This is a genomic window from Streptomyces sodiiphilus, from assembly GCF_039529215.1.
GTDB lineage: Bacteria > Actinomycetota > Actinomycetes > Streptomycetales > Streptomycetaceae > Streptomyces > Streptomyces sodiiphilus.
Genome location: NZ_BAAAMJ010000058.1, coordinates 17,963 through 33,467 on the forward strand (window position 1 = coordinate 17,963; position 15,505 = coordinate 33,467).

Genomic DNA, 15,505 nt, shown 5'->3' on the forward strand with positions numbered 1-15,505 from the left:
CGAACATGGGGGAAGCCCCCCTATCCGGGATATCTCCGCGGGCCGTTTCCGGTGCGTGCGGTTCACTCGCAGTACATCTCGGCCAGCAGGAAGGCGAGTTCCAGGGACTGGGCGTGGTTGAAACGGGGGGCGCGGGCAGTCACGTACCGCCGTGGCAGGTCCTCGGGCAGAACGCCGTTACCGCCCCCGACGCACTCCGTCACGTCCTCACCGGTGAGCTCGGCGTGAATCCCGCCGGGATGGGTGCCCAGCGACCGGTGAACCTGCATGAAGCCCCGGACCTCATCGAGTGCGGTCTCGAACGTGAGCGTCCGGTGGCCGGTGGCCGCCGTGAAAGTGTTGCCGTGCATGGGATCGCTGACCCAGCACACCTGGGCCCCCTCCGACCGCACCGTCTCCACGAGACCGGGCAGCAGGTCCCTGATCCGGTCGGCACCCGCACGCACCACGAAGGTCAGCCGGCCCGGCTCGCGTTGCGGATCGAGCCTGTCCACGAGCCTGACGGCGGTGGCGGGAGTGGCCGACGGCCCCAGCGCGACAGCGAGAGGATTACTCACCCGGGACAGGAACTCCACATGTGCGCCTCCCGGATCGCGGGCGCCGTCACCGATCCACAGCAGATGTCCGCTGGTGGCATAGGTACGACCGCTCTCCGGGTCGGTGCGGGTCAAGGCCGCCTCGTAGTCGAGGAGCAGACCCTCGTGCCCGACGAAGAACTCCGCGGCGGCCAGTTCGTGACCCGTCACGCCGCAGGCTCGCATGAAGGCCAGGCCACGGCCGATCTCGTCAACCAACTCCTCGTACCGGCGTCCGGCAGCGGAGGACGCGACGAATCCCCTGTTCCAGTCGTGAAGCTGACGAAGATCCGCGAAGCCACCGGTCGTGAAGGCTCGCAGGAGATTCAAGGTCATCGCCGAGCACTCGTACATTCGGCGCATCCGCCAGGGTTCGCGGCGCCGCGCCCGCGCCGTGAACGCCGGGACGTCGACGGCGCCGCCGCGGCAGGAGGAAAGGGGCCGGCCGCCGCGCTGTCCGCTCGGTGTCCGCGGCCCCGCGTACTGCCCGGCCGTCCTTCCCACCTTGATGACGGGGACGGAAGCGGCGTAGGTGAGGACCACAGCCATCTGCAGGAGCGTCTTCAGGTTGCCCCGGACCGCATCGGCATCCGCCCGCGCGAACGTCTCCGCGCCGTCACCTCCGTGGAGTATCACCGCTTCCCCACGGGCCACGGCGGCGAGGCGGTCCTTGAGCCGATCGCACTCGGCGGTGTAGACGAGCTGGGGGGCTTCCTCCAGCCATGCCAGCACGGTCTCCAGTTCGTCCGGACCCTCCCGGTCCGGCTGCTGCCGGGCGCGAAGCGCGCGCCAGTCCTCTTCGGGTAATCCGCTCATGGCCCGTCAGTTCCCCCTCTTCTGCCATCGGTGGCGCCCACTCCGGTTCGCCCGGGAGGGCCTGCCGGTTGACCGCGGTCAACCGCACCCACCCGCGTGGCCGTCGTCCACGGCTCGTGATCCCAGACCGACGGCAGAGGCCGGCAGGCCGGGAACCGACCGCAGCGGAACCCCCGATCCGCTCATGTGCGCGACAAAGTCGGGAAGCCGGTCCAGGCCCCAGAAGCGCCGTCGGCCCTGGACGAAGAACGGCACTCCGAAGACTCCGTCCTCGCACACCTCCATCAGGCACCCGGCGCCTTCCCTGCGCATCACCGGGTCGTCACAGGCCGCCGCGAGCTCCCGAGCCTCCAAGCCGATCCGGGTGGCGATCTCACCGACGACGGCGCGGTCACAGATGTCGTGTCCCTCCTCCCACCGGGCCCGGTACGCCTCGGCCACGAACTCCCCCCCGCGGCCCTTGCGCCGGGCCACCAGGTATGCGAGGTGCGGGACCTCCCATACCGGGTCGCGGTCCACCGGCCAGGTCACCCGCAGGCCCCGCTGGGCGGAGATCCGGCCGATGTCCTGAAGGATGTAGAGGTGTTTCGCACGGGACATCGGTGTGTACGGGAAGGTCCCGCCGAGTTCTGCCAGTAGTCGGGAACTGATTCTGTCGGGCTCGAAGAACGGCCGCCATTCGAGCGCCGCCGCCAGCTTGGGCTCACGCTGCGTCAGGTCACGGTGGGCAAGCCACGAGTACGGGCTGCGGAGCGAGAAGTAGAACCGCGCGGGCTTCGCGGAGGCCGTCACAGCACCAGCCCGCCGTCGATGCCCAGGACCTGCCCGGTGATGTACGAGGCCCGGTCGGAGACCAGGAAGGACACCAGGTCGGCCACCTCCTCCGGCCGGCCGAGCCGGCCCAGCGGAATTCGCGCGGCCGGGTCGTCACCCGCCCGGTCTGCCAGGCCCGCGGTCATGTCGGTCTCGATGAAACCGGGTGCCACCGCGTTGACCCGGATCCCGCGCGGAGCGGTCTCCTTGGCGAGAGCTCTGGAGAAACCGATGATCCCGGCCTTGGAGGCCGCGTAGTTGGTCTGTGCCGCGTTGCCGTAGACGCCGGTCACCGAGGACATCGTCACAAGTGTGCCCGCTCGCCGCTTCATCATGGCGAACACAGCGGCGCGGCAGATGTTGTACGTACCGTCCAGGTTGACCCTCAGCACGTCCTGCCAGGACTTCTCGTCCAGCAGAATCAGCGGGTTGTCCCGGACGATGCCCGCCGAGGAGACCACGGCGTGCACCGGCCCCAGCTCTCTCTCGGCCTCCTGAACGAAGGACTGGGCCTCCGCCTGGCGCGCTACGTCGACCCGGCGGACCAGCACACGGGCCCCCGCGCCCTCGGCCTCCTCGGCCGCCGAGCGCGCGGCCCCGCCGTTCGACTGGTAGCAGAAGGCCACGTCGTAACCGTCGGCGGCCAGCCGCGCCACCACGCTGCGGCCGATGCCGCGTGAGCCACCGGTCACCAGCGCGACCGGTCGGGTACCGCTCTCGGAGTACTCGGACATGCGCAGTCAGGGCCCTTCTCGTTCGGCAGACGGTTCGTCCGCGGGGATTGTGGCCGGGCCGGCCCCGGGCACCTGTTCCGCCGGGCGCAGGGCAAGGGTGACCTGTCCGGCCTCCAGGACGGTGGAGCCGTCCACTGTGCTCTCCCCGGCCACGAGGAAGGTGTTGCCCAGGTCCCTCACGACCAGGACGTCATGGGTCACCACCGCCCCCTCGGGAACCGGTGCGACCAACCGGGTGTCGCGGACCGCTGCCAGCAGCACGAGCAGGCCCGAACGCACGTCAGGACTTGGCCGGTCCCAGCAGGCCAGCACGGCCGCCGCCTGGGTCCACGACTCGAGCAGCAGTCCCATCGGGCAGCCGGTCGCCTCCGCGCTCCGGCCCGGTGTCCGCTGCCGTGAGGAGAAAGGTCCGGAGCTGCCGGGATCGTGCTTCCACTGAGCAGTCAGAGCACGGCCCGGCTCCACCCGGGCGACGCGATCCAGCAACAGTGCCGGGGGGCGGTGGGGTATGCGGGCGAGGACAGGAGCTGTTCCGGTCACCGGTGTCCCCCCGGGTACCGCAAGGTCACACGGGCAGCGCGGCCGGCTCCGGTGGTCAGTTCCGCCATGGCCCGCACCTCCCCCTGACCGCCGACCAGTCGCACCTCCATGCCGATCTGCTCTCCTGGGCCGACCGGGCCGAAGAACCGCGCCCGCTCCAGCACCACTGGTCCTTCCGGCAGGCCGGCGGAACGGGTCACCAGGTCGTGCACGTACTGCACCAGCAAGAAGCCCGGGACCAGGGGAAAGCCCGGGTAGTGGCCGGCCAGGAAGGGCTCCTCCCCTCCCACGGTCACCGTCGCGCGAAAGGCATCCCCGGCTTCGGCCTGCCGTACGGACGCGGCCTCGTCCATAGCAGCTCCTCCTTCTCCTGAATAGCGGTCGGCTGTTATCCGGTCGCACCGCTGCCGGGCCCGGCGCCCAGCAGGGCGCAGCCGACGGTGCCGTCCCGGTCCACTCCGGTGACCAGGGCCAGCGCGCCGTCACTCCACAGCCGGTCCTCGGCCCGGGCGAGCACCGCCACGATCTGGAACGCCGTCGCAGCCGCGGACGCGTCCCCGAGCAGCCGGCGGCACCCGATCCGGACGGGGTCGGCCCCCGGCAACGCGTCCAGTACTGTCCGCTCCTCTCCCCCGGCGCCCAGCGGGACCACCAGGCGGACATCTCGGGCGGAGGCCCCCACGGACTCGAGGGCTTCGCGCACACAGGCGGACAGCGCTGCGGGGGCTTCCTCCGCCTCCTGACAGCCGCGGAACCGGGTGCCGAGCAGACGAGCCAGCGGGGTCCGTCCCGCCTCGCGCGCCGCGGCATCCGTCTCCATCAGCCACACCGCACACCCTTCGGCCAGCGGTGGCCGCAGGCCAGGACCGGCCGCGTGCCACTCCAGCCACGCCCGCTGGACCGAGTACTCCTCGGCCGATCCGCACAGCACCCGGTCGCAGTGTCCGCCCCGGTGCAGACGTGCCGCGTAGCCGAGTACGTGCAGCCCGGTCAGCCAGCCGGCCGACACCGTGGTATTCGGGCCCTTGATGCCGTGCCAGATCGCACTTTGTCCCGCCGCACGGTTCATCACCGTGTTGGGGAAACGCGCGGGGTCCACCAGATAGGGGCGCTCCCCGGTCAGCGAGTCCCGGGTGAAGTCCATGATGCTCTGCACGCTTCCGGAACCGGTACCCAGGACCAGTCCAACACGCTCGGGCCGGTCCAGCAGGCCGGGCGCACAGCTCTCCAGCAGGTTCCCGAAGGCCGAGACGGCCAGCGCCGTGACGCGGTCCATGGTCCTGGTCCCCTTCCTGCCCAGGGCACCGGCGGCGCTGAAGTCCGGCACCACGCCCGCGCGGGTATAGGGGCCGGGAAAGACCTCCTGATCGAGGTCCGTGACGGCACCACGGTCGGCCCGCAGTCCGTCGCGGTAGCAGGCCGCGCCCGTCCCGAAGGGCGAGACCGCCGACCAGGCGGAGAGGACCAGGCTTTCCGCGGGGCGGACCGCGGCCCCGTCCCGCCCGGGCCTTGTCACGGGCACGGCCGGTGTCACGCCGGTCCCCTCCCCACGGCCTTGCCCGGCTTGCCGCTGAGGGCGTTGACAAGCCGGTCGTCGAAGTCCACAAGGCTCCAGTCCCGGCGGTTCTCGATCACGGCCCAGCCGTGGGTGATCGTGCCGGTGGCGGCCGGCACCAGCATCCCGTCGCGGAGGACGTAGGCGTCCATGCGGGCGGTGCAGGTGAAGCGCTTGAAGACCTGCTCGACCGTGAAGACCGTGTAGAGCGTCTCCTCCATCCTCGCCTCGTCCAGGATGCTGATCCGGGACCGCGGTACGACCGGAATCCAGTCCTGCTCATCCAGCAGTGTCTTGATCGAGACCCCGCGGTCCTCAAGGAAGAGGTCGACGACCTCCTCCATCTGCCGCAGATAGCCCGACATCTGGACGCGCTCCGTGAAGTGACAGTAGAAGTACGGCATCCGCCAGGCCCAGCCGAAGGCGTTCCGTCCGGCCGTCAGCTGCTCGAGCGGTTCGCAGCCGTCCTGCAACGGCACCGCACGGCCGCCGGGCCCCAGCCGGTTCACCACGAATTCGCCGAGTTCTGCGGGCGGTGTCTGCGCGGCGTGCCCACGCGGGTCAAGACGCAGCTGGACGGCGACCTTGGAGACGACCGCCCTGACTGGCCGGCCGTCACGTTCGACCGTCATCTCGACCACGAGACGCAACGCGCCGTCCCTGCTGCCGGCCCGCCGAACTCGGGCAGACGCCACGTCATCGATGTGCAGTGCCGTGCGGATCCTGGTGTCGAGGTCCGTGATGTCCACTCCCAGGCCGTGACGCTCGTACAGCAGACCCGGTGCGTGGCCACCCTTGCGAAGGTGGTCGTAGACCGCCTCCTCGACCATGTAGTTCACATGCTTGAAACCGATCCAGGTGCAGATGTTCGACCCCTCGTAGCGGGGGCGGATCTCCAGCCGGGTCTCGTCCGGCGTTCCGGTTACGGTGTTGTCGACGGCGGTGTCGGTCGTCATCTGATCTCCCGTTCGAAGGGTTGAGGTACGGCAGCGCTGCCGGGAGTGACCGGTGCGGTTGTGCGCAGGAAGTCGCAGACCAGACGGGTCAGGCCCACCGGGTCCTCCACCATCGGGAAGTGCCGGCTGCCCGGCAGGCACACGAAGCGGGCGCCGGGCACACCGGCTGCCAGCGCCCGGCCGTCCGCCGGCCTGGCCGCAACGTCCTTCTCACCACTGAGGACCAGCAGTGGGGCTCGGACTGCGGCCAGATCGAGGAACGGGGAGCGCAGATACGTCTCGAAGAACCTCATCCAGCCGTAGGGACCAACGCTGTCGCGCAGCCTCCGGGCCATCCAGTCACGGTGGGGCTTGGCGTACCGCCCGGTCTCGCCCACCTCCAGGGCCTCTTCGAAGACACGGTGGAAGTCATTGAGGTAGTACGAGATCACCGACCAGTCGAAGTCCCCGGGGCTGGCCCGGTAGAAGGGACTGATCAGCACGGAGGGGCGCGGTGCCGTCCGGCCGGCAGCGGTGACTTCGGTGAGCAGATTCGCCGCGTAGGAATGAGCCACCACCGCGTCGTACCGGTCCTCCAGAAGATCGACGATGTACTGCGCCGGGTCGAAGGAAAGATCCCAGCCGGCGGTGCCGAGCGCTCCGGCCCACGGCAGCTCCGCGTCCCACAGTTCCAGGGCAGGCTCGGCCCTCCGCACCAACGGGTCCCACACACCCGGGCTCCCGCCGAGGCCGTGCAACAGCAGGACCCTCACCGGATCGGCGGACTCGCTCCTGCGCCGCAGCCGGCCTGCCGGTTCACCGGCCCCCATCGGACGCGCACCTTCCGAGAATCAGGACAGCGTTGTTGCCCGCGAACGCCAGGGCGTTGTTCTGCACGATGCGCACCTCGGAAGGCCTGGCCCGATTGGGGACCGGGTCCAGTCCGCACTCCGGATCAGTGCTGCGGTGATTGATGGTCGGCGGTATGAACCCCTCGGTGATGGCGAGGGCACAGGCGGCCGAGGCGAGAGCACTCGCGGCCCCCATGGTGTGGCCGAGCATGGACTTGATGGAGACAGTGGGCGGGGGGACGGGGAACACCTGCCGGATGGCCCCTGCTTCCGTCACGTCGTTGGACTTGGTGCCGGTGCCGTGAGCCGAGATGAAGTCGATGTCCTCCGGCTTGACCCCGGCGTTGTCGTGCGCCAGCCGGATGCAGGCGGCCAGGCTGTCGCGGTCGGGAGCCACGGGGTGGAGCGCGTCACAGTTGAGTCCGTAACCGAGCACCTCCGCATAGATCCGTGCACCGCGCTCCCGCGCCGATTCCAGGCTCTCCATCAGCAGGATGCCGGCGCCCTCGCCTGTCAGAATGCCTTTCCGGTCGGCGTCGAATGGCTGGCTGACCTCGGGGGCGATGGTGCCGAGCCGGTAGAATCCGGTGAATGTCTTCCGGCAGACCGCATCCGCGCCCCCGCACAGGGCGATATCCACCTCATCCGTCCGGATGGCGTCGAAGCCGGAGCCGATGGCGTAGTTCCCGGCGGCGCAGGCCGTCGGAATCGTGACGGCCTGCACCCGCGTCAGCGCCAACTCGCGCACGACGCTCGTGGAGAGCAGCTGAGCGGCGGAGCGTCGCGCGATCCGCGGATCGAGCGACTCCGGGCCGTGCTCCAGTTGCCCGGCCATGAGGTCGTCGAGGTCCCGGGACTCTCCGTCGGTGGTCCCCACGGAAACCAGCGACCTGCGTCTGCGCAGCACGGTCTGTTCCATGCCCGAGTCCTCCACGGCCATCCGGGCCGCGGCCACGGAGAACTGACTGGCCCGCCCGAGCTCCGCGGGATCGATACGCTCGATCCACTCTCCTGGGTCGAAGGCATCGATCTCGCAACCGTTGGAGTGCGCGTAGCCGCGGGTGTCGAAGGAGCTGATGGGCTTGACACCGCTGCGGCCGGCCCTTAATCCGGCGAGAAACTCCCTTGGACCGATGCCGATACTGGTGACAGCCCCCAGACCGGTGATGACAACCCGTCGCGGCGATCGCCGATCGCTACCCACGCTGATGCCCTTCTGTCATGAGCCGGACCTGCCCGGAGGGATCGGCTACCGGCCCATGCTGTCCTGGACAACAGAGATGACGCCGTTCATGTTGACCATGCGCACAAGTTCGCCCTGGTCGATCTCGATGCCGAAGGTTCGCTCCAGGGAGGAAAGGATCTCGATGGCCCCCAGGGAGTCCGCGTTGTGGTCCTCTTTGAAGAGGCTGGTGTCCGACACCTCCTCCTCCTCGAGCTCGAGGATCTCGCAGACGATCTCCTTGATCTGCGTGCGCTGTTCGGCGGTGACGACGGCCGTACCGGGCATTGCGCCTCCAGTTGGTGAGTGCGGCGAACGTCCGGAATACTTCTCGTCTCCACTGACGCGGTACTGACGCCGGCCTGACGAGGCACCGGCGCTCGTGAGCTGTGGGGCCGACAGTTGTGACCTGCGTCCTTCGACGGTCGCTGAATCACCTGGCGCCGAATACCCTCCGTACGTATCATGAGCACGGTTTGTGACACCATCAGCCTCTCCGTGCCCTCGCGGCCACGGAAGGGGCGACGACGAGGACTGGCTGGACAGCCGATGACTGCCCCTGCGATCACCTCATCCCACCGACATCCGCTCTCCTTACCGTGCTCCCCCGGGCGGGTCACGGTAGTGGTCACCCCGAACCGGGGCCTGCCGGATTCCGCTTCTCGCTCCAGAGTGCTGGAGGCCACGGGACGGCTCATGAAACTGGAGCACGGCAGGCTGCGGCTGGGGCACGAGTCCGGCGGCAGGCCCCGGCTCACCGGCCTGGGCGACGGCGTCCACGTCAGTCTCAGTCACGGCCGGGGGTATGCCGCGCTCGGGTTCACGACATTGGCCCCGCTGGGGGTCGACGTGGAGGTCGTCCGGCCGGTACCCGCGGAACGCCTCGCCGATCGCTGGTTCACCTCGGAAGAAGCGGCCTGGGTTCGCAGCCGACGGAAGCGGGACCGTGCCCACGCCTTCTTCTGGCTGTGGACGCAGAAGGAGGCGATGGGCAAAGCCATCGGATCCGGGTTGGCGGACGGCGGACTACTGAGGCCCGCTACTCTTCCCCGGTCCCGCTTCCGGCCGTCTCCGGCGCATCCGTTGCCCGCTCGGCCCGGAGCGGACCGGCCCACGGTGGCCGTCCGGCATGTCCGCCCTGGTGTCCTCCTGGCAGTCGCCGTGTTGGGCCGGCACTCCCGGCTGCCACCTGTCGATGTCCGCTGCCAGGACGACGAGCCGTCCTCCGGGGGGAGCGCCGCATGAACACCACATTCTCGGACGGCAGTTTGCCGGCCGTTCGCCTCAGCGGTGTCCGTCGCACGTTCGTCACCGGCCGGCGTCCGGTGGTCGCTCTCGACTCCGTGACCGTCACCTTTCGCACCGGAACCTTCACCGCCGTGATGGGGCCGTCCGGCTCCGGCAAGTCCACGCTGCTCCAGTGCGCCGCGGGCCTGGACCGGCCGGACTCCGGTTCCGTCGTCCTCGGGAACCAGGAGATCACCGGCCTCCGGGAGAAGCAACTGACCCGTTTCCGACGGGAGAACATCGGCTTCGTCTTCCAGGCGTTCAACCTGCTGCCCGCACTCACGGTCGCTGACAATGTGGGTCTCCCGCTGCGTCTGGCAGGAGCCAAGCCCGGCCGCGACCGGATCGACCAGGTACTGGCAAGGGTCGGTCTGGCCGACCGGCGGGGGCAACGGCCGGCCGAGCTCTCCGGCGGGCAGCAACAGAGAGTCGCCATCGCGAGAGCGCTGATCACCGAACCGACGGTGATCTTCGGAGACGAGCCGACCGGTTCTCTGGACACCCGGTCCGCGCGTGAGATCCTCCTCCTGCTGCGGGAAGCGGTGCACGAGGCGGGGCGCACAACCGTCATCGTCACCCACGACCCTGTGGCCGCGTCCATGGCGGACCGGACCGTGTTCCTCGCCGACGGCAGGATCGTCGACGACATGAAGGGCGCGTCAGCCGACACCATCGCCGAGCGGATGACCCATCTGGGCGCCTGGAGCGCCTCCCCGCGAGCCGGCGAAGGAGTCGGCCGATGTTGAAGCTCGCCCTGCAGACCCTCCGCTTCCGCAAGGGGAGTTTCCTCGCCCCTTTCCTTGTGCTCTTCGCCGGGGTCACGATCCTCGTGGCCTGCGGAGGCCTCTTCGAAACGGGAATCCGGGCCGCCACGCCGCCCGAACGGTTCTCGGCGCCCCCCGTGGTGGTGACCGGTGAGGGTTTCGCACGCCCCTCCTTGGAGCTCTCGCTGGCCCGTGAGATCCGGTCCCTGCCCGGTGTGGAACAGGCACTGCCCGATGTCTCCTTCACGGCCATCGCGCAAGGAGACGTGCTGGAGCCCGGTACCGCTCTGGCCGGGCGCGGCTGGTCCTCCGCACTGTTCTCGGCGGACGCACTCGCCACGGGCGCCGCGCCCCGGGGACCGGGCGAAGCCGTCCTGGATGCCCGGCTCGCCGAGCAGCTCGGCACGTCCGCCGGCGACACCCTGCGACTGACCGCGACCGGTTCCGGCAGGCACACGCAAGCGGTCCGGGTGACCGGGCTGCTGGACGGCACGGCCCCCGGGGCCGACGGCACCCTCTACCTCACCGACCGGGAAGCCGCGCGGCTCGCGGACTCTCCGGAATCAGCGGACGCCATCGCCGTCTTCGCTGCCGCGGGCACGAGCACGGAAGAGCTGGCCCGGACGCTGGAAGCCGCGCTGCGTGACCGGCCCGCCAAGGTGCTCACCGGGGATGCCCGAGGATCGGCGGAGTTTCCCGGAGCCTCTGACTCCACCACAGAACTGGTCTCGATGTCCGCCGTGTTCGGCGGCATCGCCGTCATGGTGACGATGTTCATCGTCGGCTCCACGCTCGGCCTCGTCGTCCAGCAGCGGTTGCGCGAGATGGCGCTGCTGAGGGCGGTCGGCGCGCTGCCCGGACAGCTGCGCCGCATGGTGATGGGGGAGACTTTGCTGCTGTCGTTGGGCGCGATCGGTCTGGGCCTCCTGCCAGGCATGTATGCGGGACTGCTGATGTTCGACCAGCTCACCCGCGGTGGCATCGTCCCGCCCGAGATCGCCTACCGTGCCGGGTGGCTTCCGATGTCCGTCGCGGCGGGCGTGTCTTTGGCCACGTCGCTGGTCGCAGCCTACGTCGCCTCACGCCGCGCTGCCGTGACCAGCCCGCGGGAGGCTCTCGGGGAGGCGTCACTCCAGGACCGCTGGCGCAGCAGGCCGCGAGTGGTTCTCGGTCTGCTCTGCTTCGTCGGCGCCACGGCACTGGCCCTGGTCACCGTGGCCGCCATGACCGGCCCGGTCGCGTCCAGCACCGCGGGGCCTTCCGCGATGCTGTGGGCCTGTGGCGTCGCCCTGCTGGCCCCCGGCCTGACGCGCCCGGTCACCGCTCTGCTCGCCCGGCCGTTGAGAACCGTCGGCGGTGTGGCCGGCTGCCTGGCCTCGGACAACGCCCGTCTTCGGCACGTCCGTACAGCCGCAGCGGCCACTCCCGTGATGCTCGCCACCGGACTGGCCACCGCACTGGTGTATCTCGAGACCTCGCTGGCGCGAGTGGGCGGGGGCGAGGGAGTCGGTGCCTGGGTCAACTACCTGCTGTCCGGCACCGTCATCAGCTATGCGATGATCTCCCTGGTCAACACCCTGCTGGTAACTGCGACCGAGCGGCGCCGCGAATTCGCGCTTCAGCGGCTCGTCGGCGCCACCACCGGTCAGATCATGCGGATGATGGCGATGGAGGCGGTTCTGATCGCGGCGGTCGGCATCGTCCTGGGCAGCTTCGTGGCAGCGGCGACGCTGGTGCCCTTCGGGATCGCCCTGGACGGCAACTGGCTACCGCACGGCCCGATGTCGGTCTACCTCGTGATCACCGGCTTCATCGGCGCGGTGACGCTTGCAGCCAGCCTGCTGGCGACCCGGTACGCCCTGCGGACCCGGCCGGCAGAGGCCGTGGCCGTCCATTGAGAACGAGGCCGGAGCCAGAGGACTGAGCTCGGGGAACTCCTCGGGATGCTCGACGATCCAGGACCAGTAGCGCGGAATGCTCCGGGCGTATTCGCCGTAGTAGCGCCGTATCGTTTCGACCAGTCGGCTCTGTGTGTCTCGCGGTACCGAGTCGCGGCGCCACACGAGCAGCAGCTCGATCCTTGCCGAACCGGAAAGAGGTACCAGCCGAACGTCGCGTGTCGCCCCGACGGGCGTGGTCAGGGCAGCTGCACCCGCATCTCGCACCCAGCTCATCGCCTCGTGGTGGCTGTCGACATAGTGCAGCACCTCGAGAGCCGACCGGCTGAACTGCGCGAAGATGTGACGCTCGATGGGGCGGAACCAGTGCTCCTGGCTGTACCGGACCCAGGGCAGCGAGCCGAGGTGGGCGGTCTCCATGCCGGGATTCTGAACCAGGGGGTGGCCCTTGGGCAGTGCGACCCAGACGGGTTCACTCACGATCGTGGCCTTGGAGAGTGCGAATTCCGGCACATCGACCAGTGCCACCTGTTCCATGCTGGGGACCATTGCCGCGTCCAGCACACCACCGAGGACGGCCTCGACGGCCGCGACCGGGTGGAGAGTCTCGGTCTGCACCTCTCGGTACGGCAACGCCTTCTGAACAGCGCTGTGCAAGGACGGCGGAGTCCACTCGGCATTGCCGAACCGGAAGGTGTCGGAAGCGTAGGATGCCGCCTCTGCGATGACTTGATCAGCCTGCTCGACGAGCTCGGCGAACATCGGTATCAGATGCTCGCCGAGAGATGTCGGCACGACCCCCTTGGGGGTGCGGCTGAAGAGTCTTCCCCCTACAGCTCTCTCGATCCTGCGTAACTGAGCGGTCAGGCTGGACTGCGGCAAATTCAGTTCCACTGCCGCCTTGGATATACTTCCTGCCCGACCGATGACGGCGACAATATTGGCATGACGAAGTTCGACGTTCACACATACCCCCTGAGCTTGAATACGTGTAAGCCTGTTCGAACGCTAGCAGGGGTGATGTAGATCAGTCCACAGGGCGCGGGCCCTCTTCGAAAGGGACCCCTCGGCCGACGGGAATAACTCGGCCAGGACGTTCCCCCACCAGCGTTTTCCCCGTCGTTCGCCGGCGTCCGTGCTCCGGTACCGGCTCCCGCCGCAGCCGCCCATCCTTGCCGGCCTGTGCAGGGGTGCACCGGCCGGGCAGAAGACCAGGAGGCCGCCCCCGGGCGAGTCCGCTGTCACATCGCCTGCACGGACATCCGGTGCGTGAACCCGCGAAGCGGATCGGGCGCCGGCACCGCCGAGTGCACCAGAGCGCGCCGCGGCTCCCCGAGATCCCGGTCCTGACGCAGAATCGCCTGATAGGCACAGTGCAGGGCGCGTCCCGGCTCAAGGCCCAGGTCGCTGGCGAGCCAATGCCTGGCCTGGTGAAAGGCATCCAGAGCTTCCGTCTGACGCCCTTCCCGGTACAGGGCCAGCATCAGGAGTTCCACAAGTCTTTCCCTGCCCGGGTTCTCCGCGGCCAGCTGCCTCAGAACGGAGACGGGGATACTGGCCGCGTTGGCCGCCAGCCGGGCTGCGGTGAGATCCTCGTAGGCGGTGATCCGCCTCTCCTCCAGATGAGCTGCCTGGATTCGGCAGCGCATGCCTTCACAGACATCGACGAGCGCGGGCCCGCGCCACAGCGCCAGCGCGGACTCCAGAGCCTGGATCGCTGCCTCGGGCTCCGATCCGACGGACCTGGCCCCGGAATCGGCGAGAGCAAGGAAACGATGAGCATCGATCCGATCAGGTGGAACATCGAGTAGATATCCACTGTTCACCGTGCGGAGAATCTGGTTCCCCGGTCTCCCGGATGCCGCCTCCAGCTGTTTCCGCAGTCTGCGGACGTTGACCTGGAGGGCGTTCCTTGCGTTCGCCATCACCCGGCCCCCCCACAGTTCGTCCACCAGCTGATCGGACGGTACAGGCACTCCAGGAGTGTGGGTGAGCATCGCGAGGACAGCACTGGAGCGTTGTGAGACGACTGCGGACTCTCTTCCTTCTCCGGCCAGCACGACGGAGCCGAGGAGTTTGATCTCCAAAGCGATCCCCCTGTCGAAGTTGGTCTCACTCGATAATGACCCGGGAACACCCACTCAAGGGCCATACCATCTTGCGGTCCCGGCTTCGGACTACTGGTATGAGTCATTGCGGAGGATCAGGCGGCTGCACGTGCTCCGAGAAGACCTGGCGGCAGCTCAGCTACTCGGGCCGCCCGTGTGTCCAGGCACTCCGTAGCGGTCCAGTTCGTGGAAGAAGTCCTCCACCACCCGCAGGTCGCCGTCGGCTCGCACCCGGTCGTAGACGGACTTGCCCACCGCGAGGTCGAGCACACCCAGACCGAATGGGGAGAAGACGACCGGACGGTCCGCCGGCACTCGTACGCTCCCTGCCATGACGTCCGCCAGGGTCCCGTCGACGAAGTCCCTGCTGCCTGTCAACTGTTCCGTCAGGTGCGGCGATGTTCCGGCCTTCAGACAGTGCTCCACGTCGTCCAGCACGTTGGCCGACTCGAGCAGTACCTCCGGGGCGAGATCACGCAACGAGACATTGAGTACCAACGGGTTGTGCGCGAACCAGCGAGGATCGCGCACATGTGGCTGTGCGGCGACCGTGGCGAAGACCACGAGGTCCGACGACCTGACCAGGTCCTCCGCATCCTGCCGGACGCTCACCCGCACAGACGCTTCACCGGCCGCCAGATACGAGCGGAATGCGGCGGCGTTCTCCGCTGACAGGTCATACACCCCCACCTCCTCGAAGTCCCAGCCGGCAGCGACGAGATACGTATGGATGTGCCGGGCTATGAGACCTGCGCCGACGAACCCCAGACGCCGTGGCTTGACACGCTCCCTGGTGAGCCAGTCGGTGGCAAGCGCCGCAGAGGCCGCCGTCCGTGCCGCACTGATGATGGAGCTCTCCAGGCAAGCAAACGGATATCCGGTGTCGTAGTCGTTGAGAACGAGCACCGCCGAGGCTCTGGGAATACCGGATTTGATGTTCTCCGGAAAGCTGGAGATCCACTTGATCCCGTCGACGCGCACACTGCCGCCAACCGAAGCCGGAAGCGCAATGATGCGCGAAGAAGTGCGGTCAGGGAAGGACAGGAAGTACGACGGTGGATTCACCGTGCCGCCGTCACCATGAGCTCGATAAGCTTCCTCCACCAACTTTATCGTGCGTGTCTCGTTTCCCGTGAGGACACGAGATACTTGCGCGCCGGATATGACAGAAAAATGCGGCACGACGACCTTGGGAGACATGGGGGCCACCTCACTTCTCAGGAACTGAATACCGACCCGCGAGGAAGCATGGAACTGCCAGGAAAGCAGCCCCTCGGACTCCCCGCAAAGAGATTGTGGCACTTGCACCTGACAGCCCGCTGACACTGCTCACCAGCTGCCCGATCCCCCCCGGAGAATCTGTCGGAACAAGCTCGCAACACCTTCTTCAACTGCATCTTTAAATCC

The 15,505-nt window shown here is 68.5% G+C and carries 15 protein-coding genes and 1 pseudogene; 3 read left to right on the forward strand and 13 right to left on the reverse strand.

Annotation, left to right across the window (positions count from 1 at the left end; all coding sequences use genetic code 11):
- Nucleotides 1-62 precede the first annotated feature (62 nt).
- From ABD299_RS21265 to ABD299_RS21310, 10 genes are all read right to left on the reverse strand, one after another.
- Nucleotides 63-1,391 carry a 3-deoxy-7-phosphoheptulonate synthase gene (locus ABD299_RS21265; protein WP_344265103.1) on the reverse strand — a complete coding sequence of 443 codons (1,329 nt, stop codon included), beginning with the start codon at nt 1,389-1,391 and terminating at the stop codon, nt 63-65.
- A 78-nt stretch (nt 1,392-1,469) separates the two neighbouring features.
- A complete protein-coding gene (locus tag ABD299_RS21270) occupies nt 1,470-2,183 on the reverse strand; it encodes a 2-hydroxychromene-2-carboxylate isomerase (RefSeq protein WP_344265106.1) in 714 nt (237 codons plus the stop codon).
- Nucleotides 2,180-2,938 carry a 3-oxoacyl-[acyl-carrier-protein] reductase gene (gene fabG / locus ABD299_RS21275; protein ID WP_344265109.1) on the reverse strand — a complete coding sequence of 253 codons (759 nt, stop codon included), beginning with the start codon at nt 2,936-2,938 and terminating at the stop codon, nt 2,180-2,182. Before fabG ends, ABD299_RS21270 begins: the two co-directional genes overlap by 4 nt.
- 6 nt (nt 2,939-2,944) lie before the next feature.
- The gene (locus ABD299_RS21280; protein ID WP_344265112.1) at nt 2,945-3,289 is read right to left on the reverse strand and encodes a hypothetical protein; all 345 of its coding nucleotides are present in this window, start codon (nt 3,287-3,289) and stop codon (nt 2,945-2,947) included.
- 185 nt (nt 3,290-3,474) lie between these two features.
- Nucleotides 3,475-3,831, reverse strand: a complete 357-nt coding sequence (locus tag ABD299_RS21285; RefSeq protein ID WP_344265115.1) for an ApeI family dehydratase — start codon at nt 3,829-3,831, stop codon at nt 3,475-3,477.
- A 35-nt stretch (nt 3,832-3,866) separates the two neighbouring features.
- On the reverse strand, nt 3,867-5,012 hold the full coding sequence (locus ABD299_RS21290) for a beta-ketoacyl synthase N-terminal-like domain-containing protein (RefSeq protein ID WP_344265118.1): 1,146 nt from the start codon (nt 5,010-5,012) through the stop codon (nt 3,867-3,869).
- A complete protein-coding gene (locus ABD299_RS21295) occupies nt 5,009-5,989 on the reverse strand; it encodes an acyl-CoA thioesterase family protein (RefSeq protein ID WP_344265121.1) in 981 nt (326 codons plus the stop codon). The genes ABD299_RS21290 and ABD299_RS21295 overlap by 4 nt, the downstream gene beginning before the upstream one ends.
- Nucleotides 5,986-6,798 carry an alpha/beta fold hydrolase gene (locus tag ABD299_RS21300; RefSeq protein WP_344265124.1) on the reverse strand — a complete coding sequence of 271 codons (813 nt, stop codon included), beginning with the start codon at nt 6,796-6,798 and terminating at the stop codon, nt 5,986-5,988. Before ABD299_RS21300 ends, ABD299_RS21295 begins: the two co-directional genes overlap by 4 nt.
- Nucleotides 6,785-8,023: a beta-ketoacyl-[acyl-carrier-protein] synthase family protein gene (locus ABD299_RS21305; RefSeq protein WP_344265128.1), complete on the reverse strand. Its 1,239-nt coding sequence runs from the start codon at nt 8,021-8,023 to the stop codon at nt 6,785-6,787. The genes ABD299_RS21300 and ABD299_RS21305 overlap by 14 nt, the downstream gene beginning before the upstream one ends.
- A gap of 45 nt (nt 8,024-8,068) precedes the next feature.
- Nucleotides 8,069-8,329 carry an acyl carrier protein gene (locus ABD299_RS21310; RefSeq protein WP_344265131.1) on the reverse strand — a complete coding sequence of 87 codons (261 nt, stop codon included), beginning with the start codon at nt 8,327-8,329 and terminating at the stop codon, nt 8,069-8,071.
- 408 nt (nt 8,330-8,737) lie between these two features.
- Here ABD299_RS21310 and ABD299_RS21315 point away from each other — a divergent pair, with 408 nt between their 5' ends.
- The 3 genes and pseudogenes from ABD299_RS21315 to ABD299_RS21325 all read left to right on the forward strand — a co-directional run.
- A complete protein-coding gene (locus ABD299_RS21315) occupies nt 8,738-9,286 on the forward strand; it encodes a 4'-phosphopantetheinyl transferase family protein (protein WP_344265134.1) in 549 nt (182 codons plus the stop codon).
- Nucleotides 9,283-10,074, forward strand: a complete 792-nt coding sequence (locus ABD299_RS21320) for an ABC transporter ATP-binding protein (RefSeq protein WP_344265137.1) — start codon at nt 9,283-9,285, stop codon at nt 10,072-10,074. Before ABD299_RS21315 ends, ABD299_RS21320 begins: the two co-directional genes overlap by 4 nt.
- Nucleotides 10,068-11,900: pseudogene (locus ABD299_RS21325) on the forward strand (ABC transporter permease); the annotation flags it as partial. The gene ABD299_RS21320 and the pseudogene ABD299_RS21325, both read left to right, overlap by 7 nt.
- Here ABD299_RS21325 and ABD299_RS21330 read toward each other — a convergent pair.
- The 3 genes from ABD299_RS21330 to sbnB all read right to left on the reverse strand — a co-directional run bounded on the left by ABD299_RS21330 (nt 11,859) and on the right by sbnB (nt 15,298).
- Entirely contained in the window at nt 11,859-12,956 is a 1,098-nt protein-coding gene (locus ABD299_RS21330) for a LysR family transcriptional regulator (RefSeq protein ID WP_344265140.1), read from the reverse strand. The pseudogene ABD299_RS21325 and the gene ABD299_RS21330 sit on opposite strands and share 42 nt — an antisense overlap.
- 275 nt (nt 12,957-13,231) lie before the next feature.
- Nucleotides 13,232-14,131: an AfsR/SARP family transcriptional regulator gene (locus ABD299_RS21335; protein WP_344265143.1), complete on the reverse strand. Its 900-nt coding sequence runs from the start codon at nt 14,129-14,131 to the stop codon at nt 13,232-13,234.
- A gap of 102 nt (nt 14,132-14,233) precedes the next feature.
- On the reverse strand, nt 14,234-15,298 hold the full coding sequence (sbnB, locus tag ABD299_RS21340; RefSeq protein ID WP_344265146.1) for a 2,3-diaminopropionate biosynthesis protein SbnB: 1,065 nt from the start codon (nt 15,296-15,298) through the stop codon (nt 14,234-14,236).
- Nucleotides 15,299-15,505 lie beyond the last annotated feature (207 nt).